At 38.9% G+C, this 21157-nt stretch carries 21 protein-coding genes; 13 read left to right on the top strand and 8 right to left on the bottom strand.

Features of this window, described 5'->3' with window-relative positions; genetic code table 11:
• Positions 1–173: 173 nt before the first annotated feature.
• The 5 genes from B3P16_RS23845 to B3P16_RS23825 form a co-directional block, all read right to left on the bottom strand.
• Positions 174–542 (bottom strand): hypothetical protein, encoded by a 369-nt coding sequence (locus tag B3P16_RS23845; protein ID WP_286768799.1) that lies wholly within the window; start codon positions 540–542, stop codon positions 174–176.
• A 160-nt stretch (positions 543–702) separates the two neighbouring features.
• A complete protein-coding gene (gene lpxK / locus B3P16_RS23840; protein ID WP_286844819.1) occupies positions 703–1752 on the bottom strand; it encodes a tetraacyldisaccharide 4'-kinase in 1050 nt (349 codons plus the stop codon).
• Entirely contained in the window at positions 1749–2219 is a 471-nt protein-coding gene (locus tag B3P16_RS23835; protein ID WP_286709788.1) for a gliding motility lipoprotein GldH, read from the bottom strand. Before B3P16_RS23835 ends, lpxK begins: the two co-directional genes overlap by 4 nt.
• A 53-nt stretch (positions 2220–2272) precedes the next feature.
• Entirely contained in the window at positions 2273–3646 is a 1374-nt protein-coding gene (locus B3P16_RS23830; RefSeq protein WP_172462425.1) for a PSP1 domain-containing protein, read from the bottom strand.
• A gap of 10 nt (positions 3647–3656) precedes the next feature.
• The gene (locus tag B3P16_RS23825; protein WP_070562628.1) at positions 3657–4799 is read right to left on the bottom strand and encodes an ATP-binding protein; all 1143 of its coding nucleotides are present in this window, start codon (positions 4797–4799) and stop codon (positions 3657–3659) included.
• A gap of 209 nt (positions 4800–5008) precedes the next feature.
• Here B3P16_RS23825 and dnaN point away from each other — a divergent pair, with 209 nt between their 5' ends.
• The 9 genes from dnaN to B3P16_RS23780 all read left to right on the top strand — a co-directional run bounded on the left by dnaN (position 5009) and on the right by B3P16_RS23780 (position 12289).
• The gene (dnaN, locus tag B3P16_RS23820; RefSeq protein ID WP_046672565.1) at positions 5009–6130 is read left to right on the top strand and encodes a DNA polymerase III subunit beta; all 1122 of its coding nucleotides are present in this window, start codon (positions 5009–5011) and stop codon (positions 6128–6130) included.
• A 13-nt stretch (positions 6131–6143) separates the two neighbouring features.
• Positions 6144–6806, top strand: a complete 663-nt coding sequence (locus B3P16_RS23815; RefSeq protein ID WP_083295820.1) for a DedA family protein — start codon at positions 6144–6146, stop codon at positions 6804–6806.
• A gap of 27 nt (positions 6807–6833) precedes the next feature.
• Positions 6834–7481 (top strand): DedA family protein, encoded by a 648-nt coding sequence (locus B3P16_RS23810; protein WP_070562625.1) that lies wholly within the window; start codon positions 6834–6836, stop codon positions 7479–7481.
• 167 nt (positions 7482–7648) lie between these two features.
• Positions 7649–8221, top strand: a complete 573-nt coding sequence (locus tag B3P16_RS23805) for a CAP domain-containing protein (RefSeq protein WP_286844816.1) — start codon at positions 7649–7651, stop codon at positions 8219–8221.
• A gap of 83 nt (positions 8222–8304) precedes the next feature.
• The gene (locus tag B3P16_RS23800; RefSeq protein WP_112375171.1) at positions 8305–9180 is read left to right on the top strand and encodes a YicC/YloC family endoribonuclease; all 876 of its coding nucleotides are present in this window, start codon (positions 8305–8307) and stop codon (positions 9178–9180) included.
• A 2-nt stretch (positions 9181–9182) separates the two neighbouring features.
• Positions 9183–9752: a guanylate kinase gene (gmk, locus tag B3P16_RS23795; protein ID WP_070562620.1), complete on the top strand. Its 570-nt coding sequence runs from the start codon at positions 9183–9185 to the stop codon at positions 9750–9752.
• 4 nt (positions 9753–9756) lie between these two features.
• On the top strand, positions 9757–10332 hold the full coding sequence (nadD, locus tag B3P16_RS23790) for a nicotinate (nicotinamide) nucleotide adenylyltransferase (protein WP_070562618.1): 576 nt from the start codon (positions 9757–9759) through the stop codon (positions 10330–10332).
• Positions 10333–10633: 301 nt separating this feature from the next.
• On the top strand, positions 10634–11389 hold the full coding sequence (locus B3P16_RS23785) for a hypothetical protein (protein WP_286844815.1): 756 nt from the start codon (positions 10634–10636) through the stop codon (positions 11387–11389).
• A 60-nt stretch (positions 11390–11449) separates the two neighbouring features.
• Positions 11450–12289 carry an SUMF1/EgtB/PvdO family nonheme iron enzyme gene (locus tag B3P16_RS23780; protein WP_286844814.1) on the top strand — a complete coding sequence of 280 codons (840 nt, stop codon included), beginning with the start codon at positions 11450–11452 and terminating at the stop codon, positions 12287–12289.
• A gap of 26 nt (positions 12290–12315) precedes the next feature.
• Here the strand turns inward: B3P16_RS23780 and B3P16_RS23775 are convergent, their stop codons facing one another.
• The 3 genes from B3P16_RS23775 to kduI are packed head-to-tail and all read right to left on the bottom strand — an operon-like array spanning position 12316 to position 15054.
• A complete protein-coding gene (locus tag B3P16_RS23775; protein WP_172462444.1) occupies positions 12316–13080 on the bottom strand; it encodes an SDR family oxidoreductase in 765 nt (254 codons plus the stop codon).
• A gap of 5 nt (positions 13081–13085) precedes the next feature.
• The gene (locus tag B3P16_RS23770) at positions 13086–14207 is read right to left on the bottom strand and encodes a DUF4861 family protein (protein WP_286844813.1); all 1122 of its coding nucleotides are present in this window, start codon (positions 14205–14207) and stop codon (positions 13086–13088) included.
• Between the two features lies 1 nt (position 14208).
• Complete coding sequence (gene kduI, locus B3P16_RS23765) at positions 14209–15054, bottom strand: 5-dehydro-4-deoxy-D-glucuronate isomerase (RefSeq protein WP_070562607.1); 846 nt, start codon at positions 15052–15054, stop codon at positions 14209–14211.
• Positions 15055–15639: 585 nt separating this feature from the next.
• Here kduI and surE point away from each other — a divergent pair.
• The 4 genes from surE (at position 15640) to secA (ending at position 21153) form a co-directional block, all read left to right on the top strand.
• Positions 15640–16440: a 5'/3'-nucleotidase SurE gene (gene surE / locus B3P16_RS23760; protein ID WP_046672576.1), complete on the top strand. Its 801-nt coding sequence runs from the start codon at positions 15640–15642 to the stop codon at positions 16438–16440.
• On the top strand, positions 16430–16690 hold the full coding sequence (locus tag B3P16_RS23755; protein ID WP_286844811.1) for a hypothetical protein: 261 nt from the start codon (positions 16430–16432) through the stop codon (positions 16688–16690). Before surE ends, B3P16_RS23755 begins: the two co-directional genes overlap by 11 nt.
• A gap of 48 nt (positions 16691–16738) precedes the next feature.
• The gene (locus tag B3P16_RS23750) at positions 16739–17608 is read left to right on the top strand and encodes a menaquinone biosynthesis family protein (RefSeq protein ID WP_286844809.1); all 870 of its coding nucleotides are present in this window, start codon (positions 16739–16741) and stop codon (positions 17606–17608) included.
• Positions 17609–17865: 257 nt separating this feature from the next.
• Positions 17866–21153, top strand: a complete 3288-nt coding sequence (gene secA, locus B3P16_RS23745; protein WP_112375175.1) for a preprotein translocase subunit SecA — start codon at positions 17866–17868, stop codon at positions 21151–21153.
• The last annotated feature ends 4 nt before the right edge of the window (positions 21154–21157 follow it).

The raw sequence follows: 21157 nt of genomic DNA, 5'->3' as shown, positions 1-21157 counted from the left end.
GATTTATCCGATGCCGGATATCTTGTTCGGCGCGATCACCTCGTGATGATTAAAATATACTGCATTGACTAAGACTTGTATGCGTAAATAATGGTATACACAAAATAGATACAAGCAATAAAAAAGGCCCCTGTACATAAAACAAGAGCCTTTCTTTAAAAGTATTTTAATCATTAATTATCGGAACGTCTGGACATTCTTTCCTTCATTTTTTCTTGTTGTTCGTCAAATAACTTACCTTGTTCTGGACTAAGCCAAGATTTGATCTTAGCTGTTTGTATTTCCTGAAGCTGTTTATATTTTTCCATGTTGGCCTTACGATCTCCCCCATCGTTTCGAAGTGCAGCCCGTTGTTGCGCTTGAGTCAATGTAAGGTTATAAATCGAATCTTTTTGTGTTTGATTGAGGCTAAGTAATTTGTCAAGATGCTCTACACGCATTTTAGCTTGTTCCTCAGGACTGCGTTGTTGACGTTGTTGCGCAAAAACTCCTGTAGCGCTTAATAATAAACAGGCTACTGCCATTAAAATTTTCTTTTTCATCTTTGTATAGTTTATATCATGAATGCCAATCTTTGTATTGTGCACTCTATTTGTTTATTGTCCATTCCTATGGACCGAAAAGACTTTTAAGTAGTTTCGTTTACCTATTGAATATAAATTTGAGGAAAAAGTTTAGTATAGCAATTTATCTTAACAAAATTTAAGGTTGATTAACACTTTGAGCTAATGCATTATGGATTGTTTTAAGGAATAGTTCTTTATGGATGGGATCATGAAATTGTAGGCCTATTGGAAGATAGACCAAATCAATAGCTGCCAATTGTTGTTGAAATGGTTTTAACCGCTGAAAGTCTTTTTCGGTAGTCAACAGCATTTTGTTACTACTAGCTAGGCTTCGGTAGGATTTTGTAATTTGTTCAATATCTGATTCACTAAAAGTATGATGATCCCCAAAAGACAGGTGTTTGACCAAATTTGCCTTCTTTTTGATATAATCCACGAGCGGTTGCGGTTTGGCAATGCCTGTAACCAAAATAACATCGCTGTCGTTGAAATCGATCGTATTTCCGACGCTGTCAATGGCTTGAAAGTAATTTATATGGCTAAAAGTAATTAATGCGTTCTTATTATAGCGTCTGATTTTACGTTCTATACGCTTTTTATCAGGGTTCGAGAGATCTATTGGACATTTGGTAATTGTTATAATCTGCGCCCGTTTGGCTTCAATCAGTAAGTCCCTAAAGTTTCCTGTAGGAAAAACAAACATGGGACTACCAAATGATAAAAAATCAAACAATAGAATATTAAAAAGCGGCGATAATTTTCGATGCTGATAGGCATCATCCAGAATAATCAGTTGATGATCTGATTGAAGTTTTTCTATTCCCGTACAGCGGTCTTCACAAACCGCAACGGTAACCGATGGAAATTTATTTTTGAATTGTAAGGGTTCATCGCCAACATTGTTTGCTAGCGAATCGGTCTTTAACAAATGAAATCCGCTAGTCACCCGCCCATAGCCTCGACTAAGTATTGCTGTTTTATACTGATCTTTGAGGCTTGAAACAACAAATTCAGTCATTGGGCTTTTTCCTGTACCCCCGACAGAAAGGTTACCGATTACAATCGTGGGAATTTCAAATGACTTTGAGCTGAGCAGCTTGAAATCGTATAGTCTATTTCTTAGCCATACGATTAAGCCGTATAGGATCGAAAAGGGGAATAATAGATAACGTAAAAAAGCAATCATTTTGGAATAACCGTTAGTCCGACGTCGGTGATTTCTTTCAACGGATTTTCTTTCATATTCTGCATGATGGAAATAGTATACATACCTGTATCCGGAAATAGGTAATCTTTATGGATTATGGATTGGTTATTATATAAGCTCCCTGAGGATTTTCCGAGCCATTTTCCATCGGATCGAGCCATTTTTATTTCTTTGCGGAAAATAGATTGCTTCTTATCTGGACCACGTTGGTAAATCAGAATAAAAAGGTTCGAAAAGGCATATTCCGGTGTATGACGGACATCCATTAATACATCATATCGTTTGGTTTTATCACTAATATGAAATTGAAAGCTAGGCGGTGATGTATTCAACCAAGCTTTATTATCAATGGGTTTGTTATCATTTATAATGGAAGTCTGTTCACAAGAACCCCCTATGCAAATACATAATATACCAATAAGAAATGGTGTGCGTTTGAGTCTCATGTTTATTTATAAAAAGAATATGCCTAATGGGTTAAAATTAGGCATATTTTTTTTTATTCTGCTTTTGGAGCAGCATTGTTGTTATTACCTTTGTTTTTATTCCGATGGCGGTTAAAACGTTTCTTTGGTCTATTCCCACCTTCTTTATTGTCTTTATTCACCGTAGGTGCTGTAGAATCGTTCGCTACCTGAGGTTTTCCCCCTTGTTTGGGTGGATTTGGGTCCGACTTTTCAGTCTTTTGTCCAGCCTTATTTTCCGGTTTGACTGTGTTGCTTTTTGATTTTCTTTTTTTCTTTCTTTTATTCCGATCATCAAGTCGCGTTAAGCTATCTTGGCCGACCACATTTTCATAATCGTAGTTGATATTTTTCTCTTCTCTGACTTCATCGTTATCTACTGCACTCGAAATAGCTTCCGGTTTGATTCCCTGCTTATTCATTTCGACAAGCTCTTTGACTTGTTGAACGGGGATGGCAATCCAATTTTCAGCTCCAGGAAAAGAGAACCACATCATTTTCTTGAAGATATCGGTCTTTTGAAGATAAGCAACTCCTTTTTGTGTTTCGATGCGGTCGATATTATTTGGGATGTCTTTTAAAGCATCCATGTAGCTATCCAATTCATAATTGAGACAGCATTTTAATTTTCCGCATTGGCCCGCTAATTTTAACGTATTCAACGAAAGATTTTGATAACGTGCTGCCGATGTAGAAACCGTTTTGAAATCCGTTAACCAGGTTGAACAGCAAAGTTCGCGACCACAGGAGCCGATGCCACCGAGGCGGCTAGCTTCTTGTCGCATACCTATCTGGCGCATTTCTATGCGTATCCTGAAAGATTCGGCCATTTTTTTGATAAGCTCACGGAAATCCACGCGGCCCTCAGCTGTGTAGTAGAAGGTAGCCTTGGTTTTATCACCCTGGTAGTCAACATCAGAAATCTTCATGGACAAACCCAGGTCCAAAGCCAGTTTACGGGCTTTGTGCATCGTTTCCCATTCGAGATCTTTTGCTGCGTTATACTTCTCTACATCCATTTCATTGGGCTTCCGATAGATTTTTTTAGTTACCATTTCTGGGGTAACATTGTTCTTTTTTAATTGTAGTCTGACCAATTCACCTGTTAAGGAGACATGTCCGACATCATAGCCACCGGTAGAAGGTTCTACGACCACCATTTCCCCCATTTCTAGGTAGGTATTATCTACATTAATAAAGAAATCTTTTCGTGATCCCTTGAATCGTACTTCGACGATATTAAATGGTTTATAGTTTGAAGGCATATCCATATCGGAAAGCCAGTCATATACATCTAATTTATTACATCCGCTAGTCATGCAAGAGCCATTGTTCTGACATCCTGCTGGTGTACCATTTGTCGTGGTAGTACCGCAACCTCCGCCGGATGAGCAACTGCCACATCCCATAGTTTTCTATTTATATATATTGAGTTCCTTTCGGAAACGTTTTGTACTTGTATATTAATGTTAACTGCAAAGATAAATCTAAAAATAATATTTTGGGATTTGCATTTCTTTCTACAAAATAATGTGTTTCCTCAAATAGATTTATTGTTGCTTCAATTTGTTCAACGGTATAGTGTACTGCAAATTTCTGAACAAAATCCAATTCTTTGGCCGGTAAGAACACTAAACTGGAAAGCCCTTCTTTGATTAATATAATTTGACGCATCATATTAATTGCATAAAAAAGAAAGCTTTTTTGGTTTTCTCGCCCCATTTTTGAGAGTTCTTCTTCCACTAACGAGATCATATTGGTTCCAGCATCTGAAACAATGAAACGCAACCAATTGACTAAAATGCCAAAATGATTATTTGTTTGCGATTGAATTTGATTCATGGCTTCTTGCAGGTTTCCATCCGCTATAAACGCAATTTCAGCTGATTCCTGATCCGAAAGATGATATACGCTCTTGAGATGTTGTGCGACCTCCATGTGATCCAACTTCTTTATTTTGACCAATTGCGTACGTGATATGATCGTATTTAATATTTTGTCCTGATTTTCTGCAACTAGAATAAAGAGCGTTTTTTCGGGTGGTTCTTCGATTAACTTTAACAGCGCATTGCCTTGTGTGTCCAAGTATTCGGGCAACCACATAATTAAAACTTTATATTCCGCTTCAAAGGACTTTAGGCTTAATTTTTTGATGATACCATGCGCCTCTGCAATATTGATATTCACCTGTTTATTGTCCGCATCCAACTGATTGCGCCAATATTCCAGTCCCATGTAGGGATTGGATAGAAAAGATTTTCGCCAGCTGTCCGCATAATCTGTTGCTGTATCTTCCTTATGCTTGGCTATAAAAGGATACGACATGTGAAGATCAGGGTGGATCAGTTTGCTATATTTTCGACACGATGGACATTCGCCACAACTGTCTGTCAATTGCCGGTTTTCGCAATTCAAAAACTGCGCATAAGCATAAGCAAGAGCAAGGCTGCCTGAACCCTCAGGACCAAGAAATAATTGCGCGTGACTCACACGGTTTTCTTGAACTGTGCGAACTAAATGTTCCTTGATGTCTTTGTGCCCAATGATCTCTTTAAACTGCATACAATACTGCTATTATACAAATGTAATAAATATTGTGATTTATTGGGCCCAATTTGCTTTCTATACTTTTGGCGCTGTGCTTATTAATTGAAATACAATTGCTTATTTGAACGATTGAAATCGCCTGATGTGGAAAGAAAGGCGCCCATAAAACTGAAAAATATTGATTAATTTGTGTATTATTGCACATAATAATTAGTATTCAGGAAATGAGATTCATTGTATCAACATCAATTTTATTAAAGCAGTTACAAGCTATCAATGGTGCATCCAGTACAAGTACTGTTTTGCCAATCTTGGAAAACTTTCTTTTTGAAATAAAAGACAATAACTTGACTATTTCTGCTACGGATCTGCAAACAAGTATGGTTACTTCTTTACAGATCGAAGCAAAGGAAGAGGGAAGAGTAGCCATGCCGTCGAAGATTTTGATCGAGACATTAAAAACTTTGCCAGATCAACCAGTAGCATTTTCAGTAGACATGAATACCTTGGCTATTGAGATCAGTGCCGGTGATGGGAAATATAAATTGAGTGGAGAGAATGCTGACGATTTTCCTAAAATTCCTTCAATAGATAATGGTTCAGTCATTCAGATGCCAGCGCCTATTCTGTCTGAAGCAATCAGTAAGACGATCTTTGCCGTCAGTAATGATGAGTTGAGGCCTGCTATGTCTGGTGTTTTGGTCCAATTAGCTGAAAAGAATGTGACTTTTGTCTCTACTGATGCGCACAAGTTAGTGCGTTATTCAAGAACGGATATCGGAGCGGAGAAACCCGCATCCCTTATTTTACCGAAAAAAGCACTTTCTTTACTTAAATCTTCATTGCCATCCGATGATATTACAGTATCTATTGAATATAATCAAACCAATGCATTCTTTAGCTTTGGTAATATCAATTTGATCTGTCGGTTGATTGATGAGCGTTACCCAGATTATGCTGCTGTAATTCCTCAAGTCAATCCAAATAAGTTGACTGTCGATAGACTATTGTTTTTAAATACATTGAGACGGGTGGTGATTTTCGCTAATAAAACCACACATCAGGTTCGCCTAAAGATCTCGGGTAGTGAATTGCATATCTCTGCAGAAGATCTTGATTTCTCGAATGAAGCGCATGAACGTTTATCCTGTCAATTTGAAGGCGATGATATGGAAATTGGTTTCAACGCTAAATTCTTGGTCGAGATGTTAAATAACTTGGAAAGTGAAGAAGTTGTTTTGGAGATGAGTACACCAAATCGTGCTGGTTTATTGATTCCGGCTGTATCTGAAGATCATGAAGATATTTTGATGTTGGTGATGCCGGTTATGTTAAACAACGCTTAATCGTCTTTTCGCTTTGGAAATAGTTACGCATCTTATTGACTTTATTCTCCATATCGATAAACATTTGGTTGAAATAGTCAATGATTATCAGACTTGGACATACCTTATTCTGTTTCTCATCATTTTTGTAGAAACTGGAGTGGTTGTAATGCCTTTTTTACCAGGAGATTCGTTGTTGTTTGCTGCAGGTATGCTTGCCGCACAACCGAATGATCTTAACGTATGGTTGATGATTCTCATTTTATTGATCGCCGCAGTTTCTGGAGATTCCTTAAATTATGCTATCGGTAAACATTTTGGTATGCGCCTTACAAGATTTAAGCTCTTTGGTAAACAGGTTGTCAAAGACGAGCAAATTGCCAAAACACATTCTTTTTATGAGAAATATGGCAGTAAAACAATTGTTATCGCTCGCTTTGTACCAATCGTACGGACCTTGGCGCCTTTTGTTGGTGGTATTGGAAGGATGAATTATGGTACTTTCATTACCTATAATGTCGTAGGTGCCGTCTTGTGGGTGGGAGGTATAACCCTAGCAGGATACTTTTTAGGAAATATCCCTATTATAAGAGATAACTTCTCGAAGGTCGTATTGATTATTATTTTTATATCCATATTGCCAATAATCTTCGAGCTTGTAAAAGAAAAGATAAAAACTAAAAAGGGAATCCAATAAGATTCCCTTTTTTTATAGATCAAAAAAATGGAATTCATTTCACAGCTTATTGATTTTATCCTGCATATCGATCAGCATCTATTGCAACTGATCAATAGTTATGAAAATTGGACTTATCTGATTTTGTTTTTAATCATTTTTGCGGAGACAGGATTTGTTGTTACCCCATTCCTCCCTGGTGACTCCGTTTTATTTGCCTTGGGAGCAATCATTGCCCGTCCGGATTGTCAGCTTTCCTTACCATTATTTATAGTCATTCTTATTTTTGCCGCTATCTTCGGTGATTTTGTGAATTATGAAATTGGCAAATATTTTGGAGTTCGGGTTTTTAAGCCTGGATCAAGGTTATTTAAACCGGCTTATCTGCAAAAAACGCAAGATTTCTATGCTAAGCATGGAACAAGGACTATTGTATATGCCCGATTCGTACCGATTATAAGGACTTTTGCACCATTTGTGGCAGGCATTGGCCGTATGCCCTATACAACCTTCGGGAAATATAATATACTTGGGGGCATATTATGGGTTTCGTTATTTATTTTGGCTGGCTATTATTTTGGACAAATACCATTTTTTAAGCATAATTTTTCCCTTGTTATTTTGGCGGTTATCTTTATTAGCTTAATACCCATGCTTATACAGTTTTTTTCGCAGACAAAAACAAAAAAAGATTAAACGTTACATACTAAATGCAGTCTTTTAAGGTTAAAGGATTGGTACGAAATATCCCTATCAAAAAGTACAAACATTGCCTATAAACAAGAGGTTAGACTCTATAAAAGCGAAGGGGAGACGATAGTTTGGATATCTCGTCAGCTCACTCAAGAAGATATTATTTACGTATGAACTATTTGGTTTTAGCATTTACCCTGCTTTTTACACAGTCTATTTTTGCCCAACGTATCGTTGTCGATCATCATCAGGCGACCGAGGCCTATGAATTACTGAACAAAATCCGTACGAATCCAGAACGGTATAAGAAAGAGCTGAAGCTCTTCAACTTGCAGAAGATTAAACGGACCAAACTCAATTGGAATAAGGAGTTGGCGGAGGTTGCAGTTTATCGGGCAAAAGATATGGCCAAGCGCTCCTATTTTGACCATGTTTCACCTGAGGGGTATGGACCAAATTATTTCATTGACGAAGCCGGATATCAACTTAACCCAACATGGCTGTCCAAACGAAATGCAAACAATTTTGAGTCTATTGCGGCCAACCGATCTAGTGCTACCGCTGGCATTAAGGCTCTAATTATTGGAAAGGAAGCTCCGGGTTATCATCATCGCGCACATTTACTGGGCATGGATCAGTGGAATGCTTCGCTATACGATGTCGGAATTGGTTACGTCGAGTGTAAAGGTGCCAAACCTTATGAAAGTTATTTAGTTGTTATCATAGCCAAGCACGACTGGTAGATAAATGAAAGGTAATTTGGGGAGTATCAGCAATTAATCGACGCAGGGTATTCAATTTTTACTGAAAAGTCATACCTTTGCATATGATAAAATCCATGACAGGATATGGCACGGCTTCCGCTGATAACGGTAAAGTTAAATATAGTGTCGAAATAAAGTCCTTAAATTCAAAATTCCTTGAATTAAATCTTCGCTTGCCCAAAGTTGTTTCGGACAAAGAATTGACCCTGCGCACTGAGAGCAGTAAACTTATTGAGCGTGGTAAAGTGAACATGAATGTAACGGTTGAATACACGGATCAAACGGCGAAGGCATCTTCTATTAATGCTGATTTACTCAAAAAATATTACAGTCAATTGCAGCAGATCGCTTTGGAACTTAACGATACCAATGTCAATCTGTTTGAACTGGCGTTAAATATGCCTGAGGTAATTACCAATAATGATGATTCCGTTGATGACGAAGAATCCAAAGTATTGATGGATGCTTTCTATGATGCGGTCAAACGTTTTACTACATTTCGTGAAGACGAGGGTAATGTGCTTGCTGGAGATTTAAAGAAGCGCGCGGAGCTTATTTTAACTTACCTTGGAGAAGTAGAGGCCTTAGAAGTAGAACGTATTCCTTTGATCAGACAGCGTATTGAACAATTTTTAAATGATACGGTGGGTAAAGATAATGTGGATCAGAACCGATTTGAACAGGAGTTGGTTTACTACATTGACAAATTGGATGTGACCGAAGAAAAAGTCCGATTGCGCGCCCATTGCAATTACTTTTTAAAGGCATTTGATTCTGCGGATTCAAACGGGAAAAAATTGGGATTTATTTCACAAGAAATGGGGCGGGAGATCAATACCTTAGGTTCCAAAGCTAACCATGCCGGCATTCAACAGATCGTGGTCAGAATGAAAGAAGAATTGGAAAAAATAAAAGAGCAATTGCTCAACGTATTATAAGAATGAGCGGTAAATTAATTATATTCTCGGCACCATCGGGAGCTGGAAAAACGACAATAGTAAGAGATCTTTTAAGTAAACACGGTGATAAGATTGAATTTTCCATTTCAGCAAGTACACGTGATCCAAGAGGGCAGGAGGTAAATGGAAAGGACTACTATTTTATGTCGAAAGAAGAATTTTTGCATAAGGTAGCAAAACAGGAGTTTATCGAATTTGAGGAAGTATATTCAGGGACTTTCTATGGTACTTTGCGTTCAGAAATTGAGCGTATTTGGAAAGAAGGTAAACATGTTATTTTTGATATCGACGTTGTCGGTGGATTACGTTTGAAATCAAAATTCCCAGAACAGGCAATTTCTATTTTCGTACAACCGCCATCATTGGAGGTGCTTAAGGAGCGTTTGACAGGACGTGGAACGGATTCGGAAGAAAAGCTGAAAGAGCGTTTTGCGAAAGCAGAATTGGAACTTACCTATGCCAATAAATTTGATGTCATATTGAACAATTTTGATTTAGCTACAGCATGTGCCGATGCGGAAGAAATTGTCATGGGATTTATCAATAAATAAGTTCATGCGAAAGATTGGTTTGTTTTTTGGTTCTTTTAATCCGGTGCATATAGGGCATTTGATTATAGCTAACTATATGGCCAATTTTACTGGACTTGACGAAGTTTGGTTTGTGGTCTCTCCACAGAATCCATTTAAAAAGAAGTCCACCTTAGCAGACCCTTATGACCGTTTGGAAATGCTAAATCTGGCTTTGGAAGACTGTGATCATTTGAAAGTAAGTGACATTGAATTCCATTTGCCAATACCATCGTATACCATCGATACCTTAACGCATCTTAGCGAGAAATATCCAAACCGGGAATTTGTGCTACTTATGGGACAAGACAATTTGGAATCGCTGGAAAAGTGGAAGAATGCGGATATTATCTTGCGTGATTACCAGATTTATGTTTATCCTAGACCAGGGTTCGATAATGAAAAATTTAAAGATCATCCCGCTATCACGATGACCGACACCCCACTAATGGAATTATCCTCTACCTTTTTGCGAAATGCAATCAAGGAAAACAAGAATATTCAATTCTTTACACCTAAAAAGGTGATTGAATTTATTGATAAGAAAGGTTTATATTCTTGATATAAATGGAAGTAAATGAAGCATGATATCCCCGGGTTTTATTAAATCCGGGGATTTTTGTTTGTAGGTATCTCAAGAAAATATTAAGGAATAATTTTTGCAGGAATAATATTTCACTTTTAAGCTCAGATAAGACGATCTTTAATGAATAATTAAAATAGCTTGGAAATAAAAGCAATCATTCGTGAGAACCTGTTTTTTTACCTATCAGGCTTGTTTAGTTAGCGGTATGAGTCTCAAGTTTAATTCTGGGCTTTTTGGGGAGGTTTATGATAGAGAAAAATATATTAATTCGTATACTATGAGAAAAATCGTTTTATTGTTTATGTGTTTCGTGTATTGGGGGACCGGTTTTGCGCAGACGGATAGTGCGGATGACAATAGTCTTTTTATGGATCCTGCCGCTATTGAGCTGCGGAGCAAAATGACCATACCACCTTACGGTTTGGATAAAGTAAAAGCATTAATTTCAAAAATAATCCCCGAAGAAGATAAGGAAACAACAGATGCGGGAATAAATGCGATTTCAGCCGTTGATTTTAAAAAGCTAACGCTGCGTGAAAAGTTCACCTATACCATGATTCATGCCGAGCTATATGCGCAAAATTGTGCTATACCCGAGTATCAGACGCAGATCGACAAAAAAATATTTGCAACATTATTGGACGGCTTTAATGAATCCTCTTGGTCGCAAAGACAGACTGATTTTTTGCAGGAAAATAGGGATTCAGTGATGAAGCTTATTCAGGAATCTGTTGTCCGGAGCAAACGGATGGGGGTAAATTATAAGCATGCCATAGTGGAGATTAATGGCTGGCAGATGATCCCTTTTATTGTTGATTATGCCAAGAAAACACCAAAGGATAAAGATGCATTGACGTTGCTGTTATTACTGATGAAACGTGGTGAATACAGTGAATTTATAAAATCCAGTTCATTTAAAAAGTTGTATGGAGAGGACAGTAATTATTATTCGTTTCTAAATTACAACAAAGAAAATGAGGCGCTGATCTTTAGTCGGGCGCTTAAATATTACGATGAGAAAAAAAGCAAGTAGTGCAGTTGGATTTTTAGTATTCGAAACGTCAAATTTGTATTATAACAAACGGCAAGGAGGATGAGCAAATTACTCTATTTGATAGGATTGATTGTTTTACATCTCCAATGTGAAGCCCAAGCTGGAAACTATATCCAAATTCCAGCGGGAGACTATCATTTGGGCGATACAGCAAGCTTAGATAATCCCAAAAGAACAGTGCATATCGAATCGTTCTGGATCTCGAAATTTGAGCTGACGAATGCCGAATTTGAAAAATTCGTTCAGGCAACGGGTTACAAGACATTAGCAGAACGCTACCATAATGCCATGGTCTTTGAGCCTGGTCTGGCGGAGTTTCGTTGGTTACAGGATAGCACGGCCTATTGGCGCTTTCCGAATGGTGTAATTCGTGGCGGAATTGCGGCCAAGATGGATCACCCAGTTACCTGTATCTCTTATAAAGATGTGCTGGCCTATTGTACATGGGCAAATTGTAGATTGCCATCTTTTGATGAGTGGGAGGTGGCAGCTAGAGCCGGAAGCGAAGGCTATTATTTTGAAGATTTCAGTAAAGAGAATATGGGCGATTATGCAAATGTATGGCATGGTAGAGATCATTTGAAAGCTGATTATTCCGATGGTTATCTCTATACTTCTCCGGTCGGAAAATTCAAACCCAATCTATGGGGACTTTATGATATCTTTGGTAATGTATTTGAATTTTGCACCGGAAAGCTCGAAAGAGATGGCGACCGCTCTATTGCACATGCCCGTGGAGGGTCCTGGTGGTGTAGTAAAAATAGCTGTGCCGCTTTTAATACCGTATATATAGGTTCAGTTAGTCCCAATGCATCTTTTAGTAATCTGGGATTTAGAATTGTAAAAAAAGCCTTTACTCCTGAGAATAAAGACTTTTAAAACAAACTCATCGTAAAGATTGACTTTTATCTTCCCATCCAGCCACCATCGACTGTTAGGATGGTTCCATGAACATAATCGGAAGCTTTTGAAGCGAGGAATACAGCTGGCCCCTTAAAATCTTCTGGAGTTCCCCAACGTCCTGCAGGTATACGGTCCAAAATGGACTTTGAGCGTTCGGGATCGTCTCTCAGAGCCTCGGTATTATCCGTGGCGATATACCCCGGAGCAAACCCGTTTACGTTGACACCTTTGGAAGCCCACTCATTTGCAAAAGCCTTTACCATGGATCCTACGGCACCTTTTGAAGCGGCATATCCTGGAACATTGATGCCACCTTGGAAAGTTAATAAAGAGGCTGTAAATACGATTTTTCCAGTTCCACGTGAAATCATATCCTTTCCAATCTCGCGCGTCAATATAAACTGTGCATTTTGATTGATTTCGATGATTTCATCCCAGTATTCATCAGGATGCTCAGCGGCAGGTTTTCGAAGTATATTTCCGGCATTATTAAAAAGGATATCAATCGCAGGATGCGCTGATTTTACCTTTTCAATAAACGCGTAAAGCGCTGTCCGTTTGGCGAAATCACACTGGTAGGCATAGAAATTTCTGCCTAATGCTTTTACGGATTTTTCTACTGCGGAGCCTTCAATTTCCAATGACGCCGAAACGCCTATAATATCTGCTCCAGCTTCAGCCAATGCTTCGGCAATTGCCTTGCCAATTCCCCTTTTGCAGCCTGTTACCAAGGCTACTTTCCCACTTAAGTCAAAAGATTGCAGTATGGACATTATTTTGAATATTTTATTGTTAATGGTTGATCTAAATTGTTTTTGAATGTTTTTACATAAGACTGCCATTGCTCAAAATTCCCTATTTTGCCAGCTTTATTGAACGCAGCACCCGCAAAATAAACTAAGGGTTTATCATTTTTGACGGTGGTTGCCAGTAAAAATTGTTTTGGGCTATCTTTGAACACATACTTTACTTTTGGTAAAATAACGGCTGTTCCTGTAATTTTATCTCCTTCTGCAGGCTCCCAATAGGCTAAAATGCCATTCTTTACATCATTTAGAATTTGAGGTTTTTCCTCTTTTCTTTTAGCGATCCCCACAACAATTGGCGTAGCGGCAGCGGTTGTGTTTTTGATGGAATAGCTTATCTTGTTCAATTGACTCCCAGCGTCTAAAGAAACTGTTTTTTCGACTTGTAGCTGTTGACCCTTTACATTTTCCGGTTCATAAATAAGTTTGAATGTGGATCGTAGCGGACCATTGTCCAAGACCTCGTATTGACGATAATGCTTATGGTAAACGACCTGTTCGTCAATGAATGGCGTTGCATCGCCGACACCTAAGGTTTGTCCGACGGAATAATAATCTAATCCTTTGCCATGATCGGCATGATAGTCCCCAGCTTTATACCATTCGTCAACAATAAGATCATTGCTACGTTTTGCCCAGAAATCAAAACCTTGTGCATCCTCAGAGCTGCCTTCTAAAGCTTTTCCATAGGCTCTAAACGCTGCAATATCGTTTTCCCATGCAAAGTCATCTTTTCGTTCAGGGACGTATCTCGCATAAGTCTTTGGGGTGACAGTTGCGGGTTTATTTCCATTAACCCCAAAGGTTGTTGAGCTTCTAGGAGCAACGGTTATTTGAATCAAAATATTTTGTGCCGTCGGTTTTCCTAGTTTTTCAAGCTGATAGGCCAGTTCCTTTTTATCCTTGTCCACAATAGTAAATACACTGTTTTTTAATGCGAAGTGTTTTTCAAATGTGGTATAAGGGATACTGATCAACTCTGTTCTTGCGCTAGCGGAAGAGTTGTTTACAGTAATGGTTTTGTTGTTCTGCGCAAAAGCAACCGTTGAAAGCCCTAGCGCTAAACTCAATACGAGTGTTTTTTTCATATTACTTCAATTCTGTGATGGCACATTTGTCCATATCATCATAATCTAAATTTTCACCTGCCATTCCCCATATAAATGTATAATTGGACGTTCCAGCTCCTGAGTGAATTGACCATGGCGGTGAAATTACAGCCTGATCGTTGTGTATCCAAATATGGCGGGTTTCATCGATAGGTCCCATAAAATGTGATACAGCCTGACCTTCAGGTAATTCAAAGTAGAAATAGACTTCCATACGACGATCGTGGGTGTGGGATGGCATTGTATTCCATACAGATCCGGGTTTTAACTCAGTCATGCCCATCTGTAATTGGCAGGTTTGTACCACTTTGTTCAATAACATCTGGTTGATCGTACGGTGGTTGGCAGTTTCCAATGAACCCAATTCTAGTTTATTCGCATCTTCTTTCGTTACCTTTTTAGTTGGATAGCTGCAATGTGCAGGTGTAGAGTTTAAATAGAATTTTGCTGGTTTTGCAGCATCCTGGCTTGAAAAATAAACTTCCTGAGCACCTTGACCGATATAAAGGGCTTCTTTGGTATTGAGATCATAAATAATGCCGTCAACTTCGACTTGACCGTTCCCACCGACATTGATAATACCCAACTCTCTTCTAGAAAGGAAGTAAGGTTCTTTTAATAATGCGGGAATGGTGTCTAATTTGATTTTTGAGCTTACAGGCATTGCTCCACCGGCCATATAGCGATCGTAGTGGGTATAGACAAAATTAATTTTGTCTGCTTCAAAAACTGTTTCAATTAGAAAATTCTCCCTTAATCCTTGTGTATCTAAAGTTTTGTATTCCTTTGGCCCTATTGCATAGCGGGATTCAAAATTAATGCTCATAACTGAATTATTATTTTTGTTTGAATGCTAAATTTAGGGCTAATATTTGTCAATTGCGATACAATCTTACGCAAACGATGTCGTAGTGATCGGTTGGTTTTCCGAAAGCGGTAGCAACTTTAAGATAATCGACATGGCTATTATGACTGCAATATACTTCGACCAAATTCTACTTAATAACAGTTTTTAACCAATTTTTAAACAGTAATCAGTCAGTATTCCTTCAGTGTTCACTGAATGATCACTGAACAAGCACTGAACGAGCACTGAACAAGCACTGTCAAAACATCGAATTTGGTCACCATCTGATCCTGATTTGATGCGCCCAAATCTCATCGCTCTTTTCCAACTTCCATGTGTTCGTTTGAACCGCTGTTTTCCACAGTTGCTTTTACTGTTTGGCGTCCTAATGTGCGGCCTTTGCAGATAATAATTACCTGTTGTGTCAATATTATTTACATCTCGGTTTCAGATTTACTAACTTCGTGTATGGTAAAGAAGAAATTCCCATATTCTAAACGCATAAACACGGACCGAGAGGACTGGGGGTCCCTTATGACCATCTAAAAAGCAAATTATTTACATATGAAACCCAATATTTTAGTTGTTAACGATGACGGTATTACAGCGCCAGGTATTAAGGTGCTGTTGGAAGAGATGCAGAAAATCGGAAATGTAGTTGTCGTTGCTCCTGATTCGGCACAATCTGGAATGGGGCATGCCATTACACTTGGTAGGCCACTACGTTTGGATAAAATCAATTTATATGAAGGGGTTGAAATGTACCAGTGTTCAGGAACGCCAGTAGATTGTGTAAAACTTGCTGTAAATAAAGTTTTTAAAGGGCAAAAGCCTGATATATGTGTATCGGGGATCAATCATGGGCTCAACAATTCAATCAATGTTTTATATTCCGGTACGATGTCTGCTGCGGTAGAGGGGGCCATTGAAGGGATTCCTTCTGTGGGGTTTTCGCTTGATAATTTTTCTCACGATGCGGATTTTAGCTATTGCAGACCCTACGTGATTTCTATTGCCGAGCAGGTGCTGGCTAACGGTCTCCCTAAAAATACATTGCTGAATGTTAATTTTCCCCAAACAGCAGGTTTTAAAGGTATTAAAATTTGCAGACAGGCAGGAGGACATTGGGTAGAAGAATTTGATGAACGTATTGATCCACACAATCGTGATTATTATTGGACAACGGGTAAATTTGTCTTGCAGGACAGAGGAGAAGATACCGATAGTTTTGCATTGGCCAATGGTTATGTATCTGTCGTTCCGACACAGTTCGATATGACGGCACATCACGCCATTCCAGAATTGAATTCATGGAGCTTTGATCATTTGGGAAATACAAGGGGAGGCGATAAACGTGAAAAATAATAGCTGGATCGGATTGGGTATCGGTACTGTATCTCCAGTATTGGCTTATATTTTAGTACGTTTTACGGATCTTGAACTTCATTTTTTACCCGAGAAGCCTATGGCCATCTACACTATAGCTGTATTGGTTAATTTAGTGCTTTTACGTTTTGCGTATCGATCGGGGCATGATCACCTGGGAAAAGGAATTATTGCAAGTACGTTTTTGGCTATGATACTTTACCTGATCACACATAGAATTACCGTTTGATTAAAATTCATAAATCCCATCTGACTGATGGGAAAAATTTTGTACAACATGAAATTAACATTAGGATTTTCTCCATGTCCAAACGATACATTTATTTTTGATGCATTGATTCATCATAAGATAGATACCAAAGGACTGGATTTTGAGGTGGAGTATCAAGATGTGGAGACCTTGAACCTGAAAGCTTTTCGGGGTGATCTTGACATCACCAAGCTGAGCTATCATGCCTTTGCTTACGCCGTTGAAGATTATGAGTTGCTCGATGCAGGTAGTGCTTTAGGATTTGGTGTCGGGCCTATGCTGATTACGAAGGATCCGAAATTAGCGAAATTGCTGCAGCAAAAATTAGATCGGGCCGAAAGTTTGGATGGGTTTGATCAATTGAAAGTGGGGTACCCAGGGAAATATACCACAGCTAATTTTTTGTTAAGCCTGGCATTCCCCGAATTAAAAAATAAAGTAGAACTTGTTTTTTCGGATATTGAAGGAGCTTTACTGGATGGATCCATCGACTTAGGGTTGATTATTCATGAAAATAGGTTCACCTATGCCGAAAAAGGACTGCATAAGGTGGTGGATCTGGGTGAGTATTGGGAGAAGACGACAAAATTTCCGATTCCTCTTGGAGGAATTGTCGTTAAACGTAGTCTGCCACAAGAAGTGAAGGAGACGTTGAATACGATTTTGAAAGAAAGTGTAGAATTTGCATTTGCCAATCCGAAATCTGGGCTTGAATTCATTCGTGCACATGCACAGGAAATGAGTGAAGAGGTGATGTACAAGCATATTGAACTTTATGTCAATAAATATTCAGTAGCATTGGGGCTTGAAGGACGTGATGCAATTACGAAGATGTTTGAAAAGGCACAGGAACTGGGATTCATTCCGCATTCAGACCGTAAGTTGTTTTTATCATAAATTGACTGTCGGTTTAAAGCTCATATTGCTCAGAAAAACTTCACGTCAAGATGGCGTAAAAGGGGATAAATAGGTAGAGGATTCTTGCAGGCTGTAAGGAACTGACATTTTCAATAAAAATAACGTAAAAAAAATGGATGTAAGCTGTTAGATATCATATCTAATAACTAAATTTGCCCGATTAGTGTCAAATTGTCTGCAATTTTACTTTGGAGTCATTATTGTACAAAATCTTAAGTTGAGATAGAAAAAAAATTATGTTAAAGTTTTTAAGTAAATTATTTGGAAGTAAATCCGAGAGAGATATCAAGGGAATTCAGCCTGTGGTAGACCAAATCAAAGCTGAATATGAGAAGCTTTCAAATCTAACCAATGACGAGTTACGTGCCAAGACCGTTGATTTCAAAGAAAGAATTAAAAATTACCTAGCCGATATTGACCAAGAAATTGACACGCTTAAAAAAGAAGCGGATCAAGACGAGGACGATATGGCAAAGAAAACTTCTATTTACGAGCAAGTGGACAAATTGTCCAAAGACCGTGACAAGAAGTTGGAAGAGGTATTGAAGGATATTTTGCCGGAGGCATTTGCCGTGGTAAAAGAAACTTCAAGACGTTTGACAGAAAACGAAGAATTAGAAGTTACTGCCAACGATTTTGACAGAGAATTGGCTGTTTACAAATCAAACGTTATCATCAATGGTGATAAGGCGATTTGGAAAAACAAATGGATGGCTGCAGGTACTGAGGTCACTTGGAACATGGTACACTATGATGTCCAATTAATCGGTGGTATTGTATTGCACAGTGGTAAAATTGCCGAGATGGCAACCGGTGAGGGTAAAACGTTGGTAGGAACATTACCGACCTATCTAAATGCTCTTTCTGGTCAAGGCGTACACATTGTAACGGTGAATGATTACCTTGCTCGTCGTGACTCGGAGTGGAATGCTCCGTTATTTGAGTTCCATGGGCTATCTGTTGACTGTATTGATAAACATCAGCCGAATTCCCCGCAACGTCGTAAAGCTTATCAATCGGATATCGTATATGGTACGAATAACGAGTTTGGTTTCGATTATCTACGTGATAATATGGTTCAGACTCCGGACGCATTGGTGCAAGGAAAATTACACTTTGCCATGGTCGATGAGGTTGACTCCGTATTGATTGATGATGCCCGTACACCATTGATTATCTCAGGTCCGATTCCTCGTGGCGATCAACACGAATTCTACCAATTAAAACCACGTATCGAGCGTTTGGTGCATGTACAGAAAGCGTACATCAATACCGTCTTGAATGATGCTAAAAAAGCGCTGGCGGCAGGTGATTCTGACGTTGAAGGCGGCGGTTTGGCATTATTAAGAGCGTACAGAGGTTTGCCTAAAAATAAAGCATTAATCAAGTTCTTAAGCGAAGGCGCTAATCGTTCGATCTTACAAAAAGTAGAAAACTACTATATGCAAGAGCAAAATAAAAATATGCCTAAAGTAGATGCAGAACTTTATTTTGTGATTGATGAAAAGAACAACCAAGTAGAATTGACAGAAAAAGGTATCGAGTTGATTACAGCAACAGGCGAAGATCCTTCATTCTTTATTTTACCGGATGTTGGTACTGAGATTGCCGAAATTGAAAAGTCTTCGTTGACTTTGGAAGAAAAGGCAGCTCAGAAAGAAGATATGTTGCGCGATTATTCGATTAAAGCAGAGCGTATCCACTCGATCAACCAGTTGTTAAAAGCATATACCTTGTTTGAAAATGATGTTGAATATATCGTTGATGAAGGTAAAGTGAAAATTGTCGATGAGCAAACAGGTCGTATCATGGATGGCCGTCGTTACTCAGATGGTCTGCACCAGGCGATCGAAGCAAAGGAGAATGTGAAAGTAGAAGATGCGACACAAACTTACGCAACGATTACATTGCAAAATTACTTCCGCATGTACCACAAACTTTCGGGTATGACGGGTACAGCGTCGACAGAGGCCGGTGAGCTTTGGGAAATTTATAAATTGGATGTCGTAGAAATTCCGACAAATCGTGGAATCCAACGTGATGATCGTCAAGATTTGATCTATCGTACGGCCCGTGAAAAATACAATGCTGTAGCTGAAGAAATCCAACGATTGACAGAGCAGGGACGGCCAGTATTGGTCGGTACCACATCGGTTGAAATTTCGGAGTTATTGAGCCGTATGCTTCAATTACGTAAGATCAAGCATAACGTATTAAATGCGAAGTTACACCAAAAAGAAGCTGATATCGTCGCTGAAGCTGGACGCCCAGGACAAGTAACCATCGCGACGAATATGGCTGGTCGTGGTACGGATATTAAATTGACCGAAGAAGTTAAAAAAGCTGGTGGTCTTGCCATTATCGGTACCGAAAGACACGAATCTCGTCGTGTTGACCGTCAGTTACGTGGTCGTGCCGGTCGTCAGGGAGATCCAGGTTCTTCGCAATTCTTCGTTTCTTTGGAAGATAACTTGATGCGCTTATTCGCTTCAGAGAGAATCTCTAACATCATGGTGAAAATGGGTGTTGAAGAGGGCGAGGTGATGCAACATAGTATGTTGACCAAATCCATCGAACGCGCACAGCGTAAAGTGGAGGAGAATAACTTCGGTATCCGTAAACGTCTATTGGAATACGATGATGTAATGAACTCCCAACGTACCGTAATTTATTCGAAACGTAAAAATGCTTTGTTTGGAGAACGTTTAGACGTGGATTTGAACAACATGATTTTTGATGTTGCAGAAGAAATTGTCGTTGAAGCAAAAGAGCAAGGTAATTACGAAGATTTCCAAATCGAAGTAATCCGTATTTTTGCGATCACACCAGAAATTACAGCAGAAGAATTTGCACAGGGTAAAATTGAAGGCTTGACTGATCGTCTTTTTGAGCATGCAATTAACGCTTACCACCATAAAATTGAGGCCGTTGGTGCTTTGACAGTTCCTGTATTGAATAATGTGTATGCGGAAAGAGGTCAGATCGTCGAAAATGTCGTTATTCCATTTACGGATGGTATCCGTGGCATTCAAGTTTCGGCGAATTTGAAAAAAGCCATCGAAAGCAACGGTAAAGAAGTTTTCAAATCTTTTGAAAAAGGAATCGTATTGGCATTAATCGATGAGGCTTGGAAAGAGCACCTGCGTGAAATGGATGATTTGAAACAATCGGTTCAAAATGCTGTTTATGAACAAAAGGATCCGATTATCATTTATAAAATGGAGGCATTTGATTTGTTTAAATCGATGTTGGCTTCAATGAATAAGGATGTCGTTAGCTTTATTTTCAAAGGAGAGATCCCTGGTCAAGAACCGACTTCTATGCAAGCGAGACAAGTACAGCAGGCTCCAGTAAAAACGATTGAAACGAAAGCTGAATTGGCTTCGCCTACAGGTGTGAGTGAGGAGGATGTGAATGAAGGTCCAAAAGAACCTGTTCGTAACGAGAATACTGTTGGACGCAATGACGAATGTCCTTGTGGTTCAGGAAAAAAATATAAAAATTGCCACGGCGCAAATAACTAATCGA

This window comes from Sphingobacterium sp. UBA7631 (assembly GCF_002483935.1).
Taxonomy (GTDB): domain Bacteria; phylum Bacteroidota; class Bacteroidia; order Sphingobacteriales; family Sphingobacteriaceae; genus Sphingobacterium; species Sphingobacterium multivorum.
This window is presented reverse-complemented; position numbering and strand designations above follow the sequence as displayed.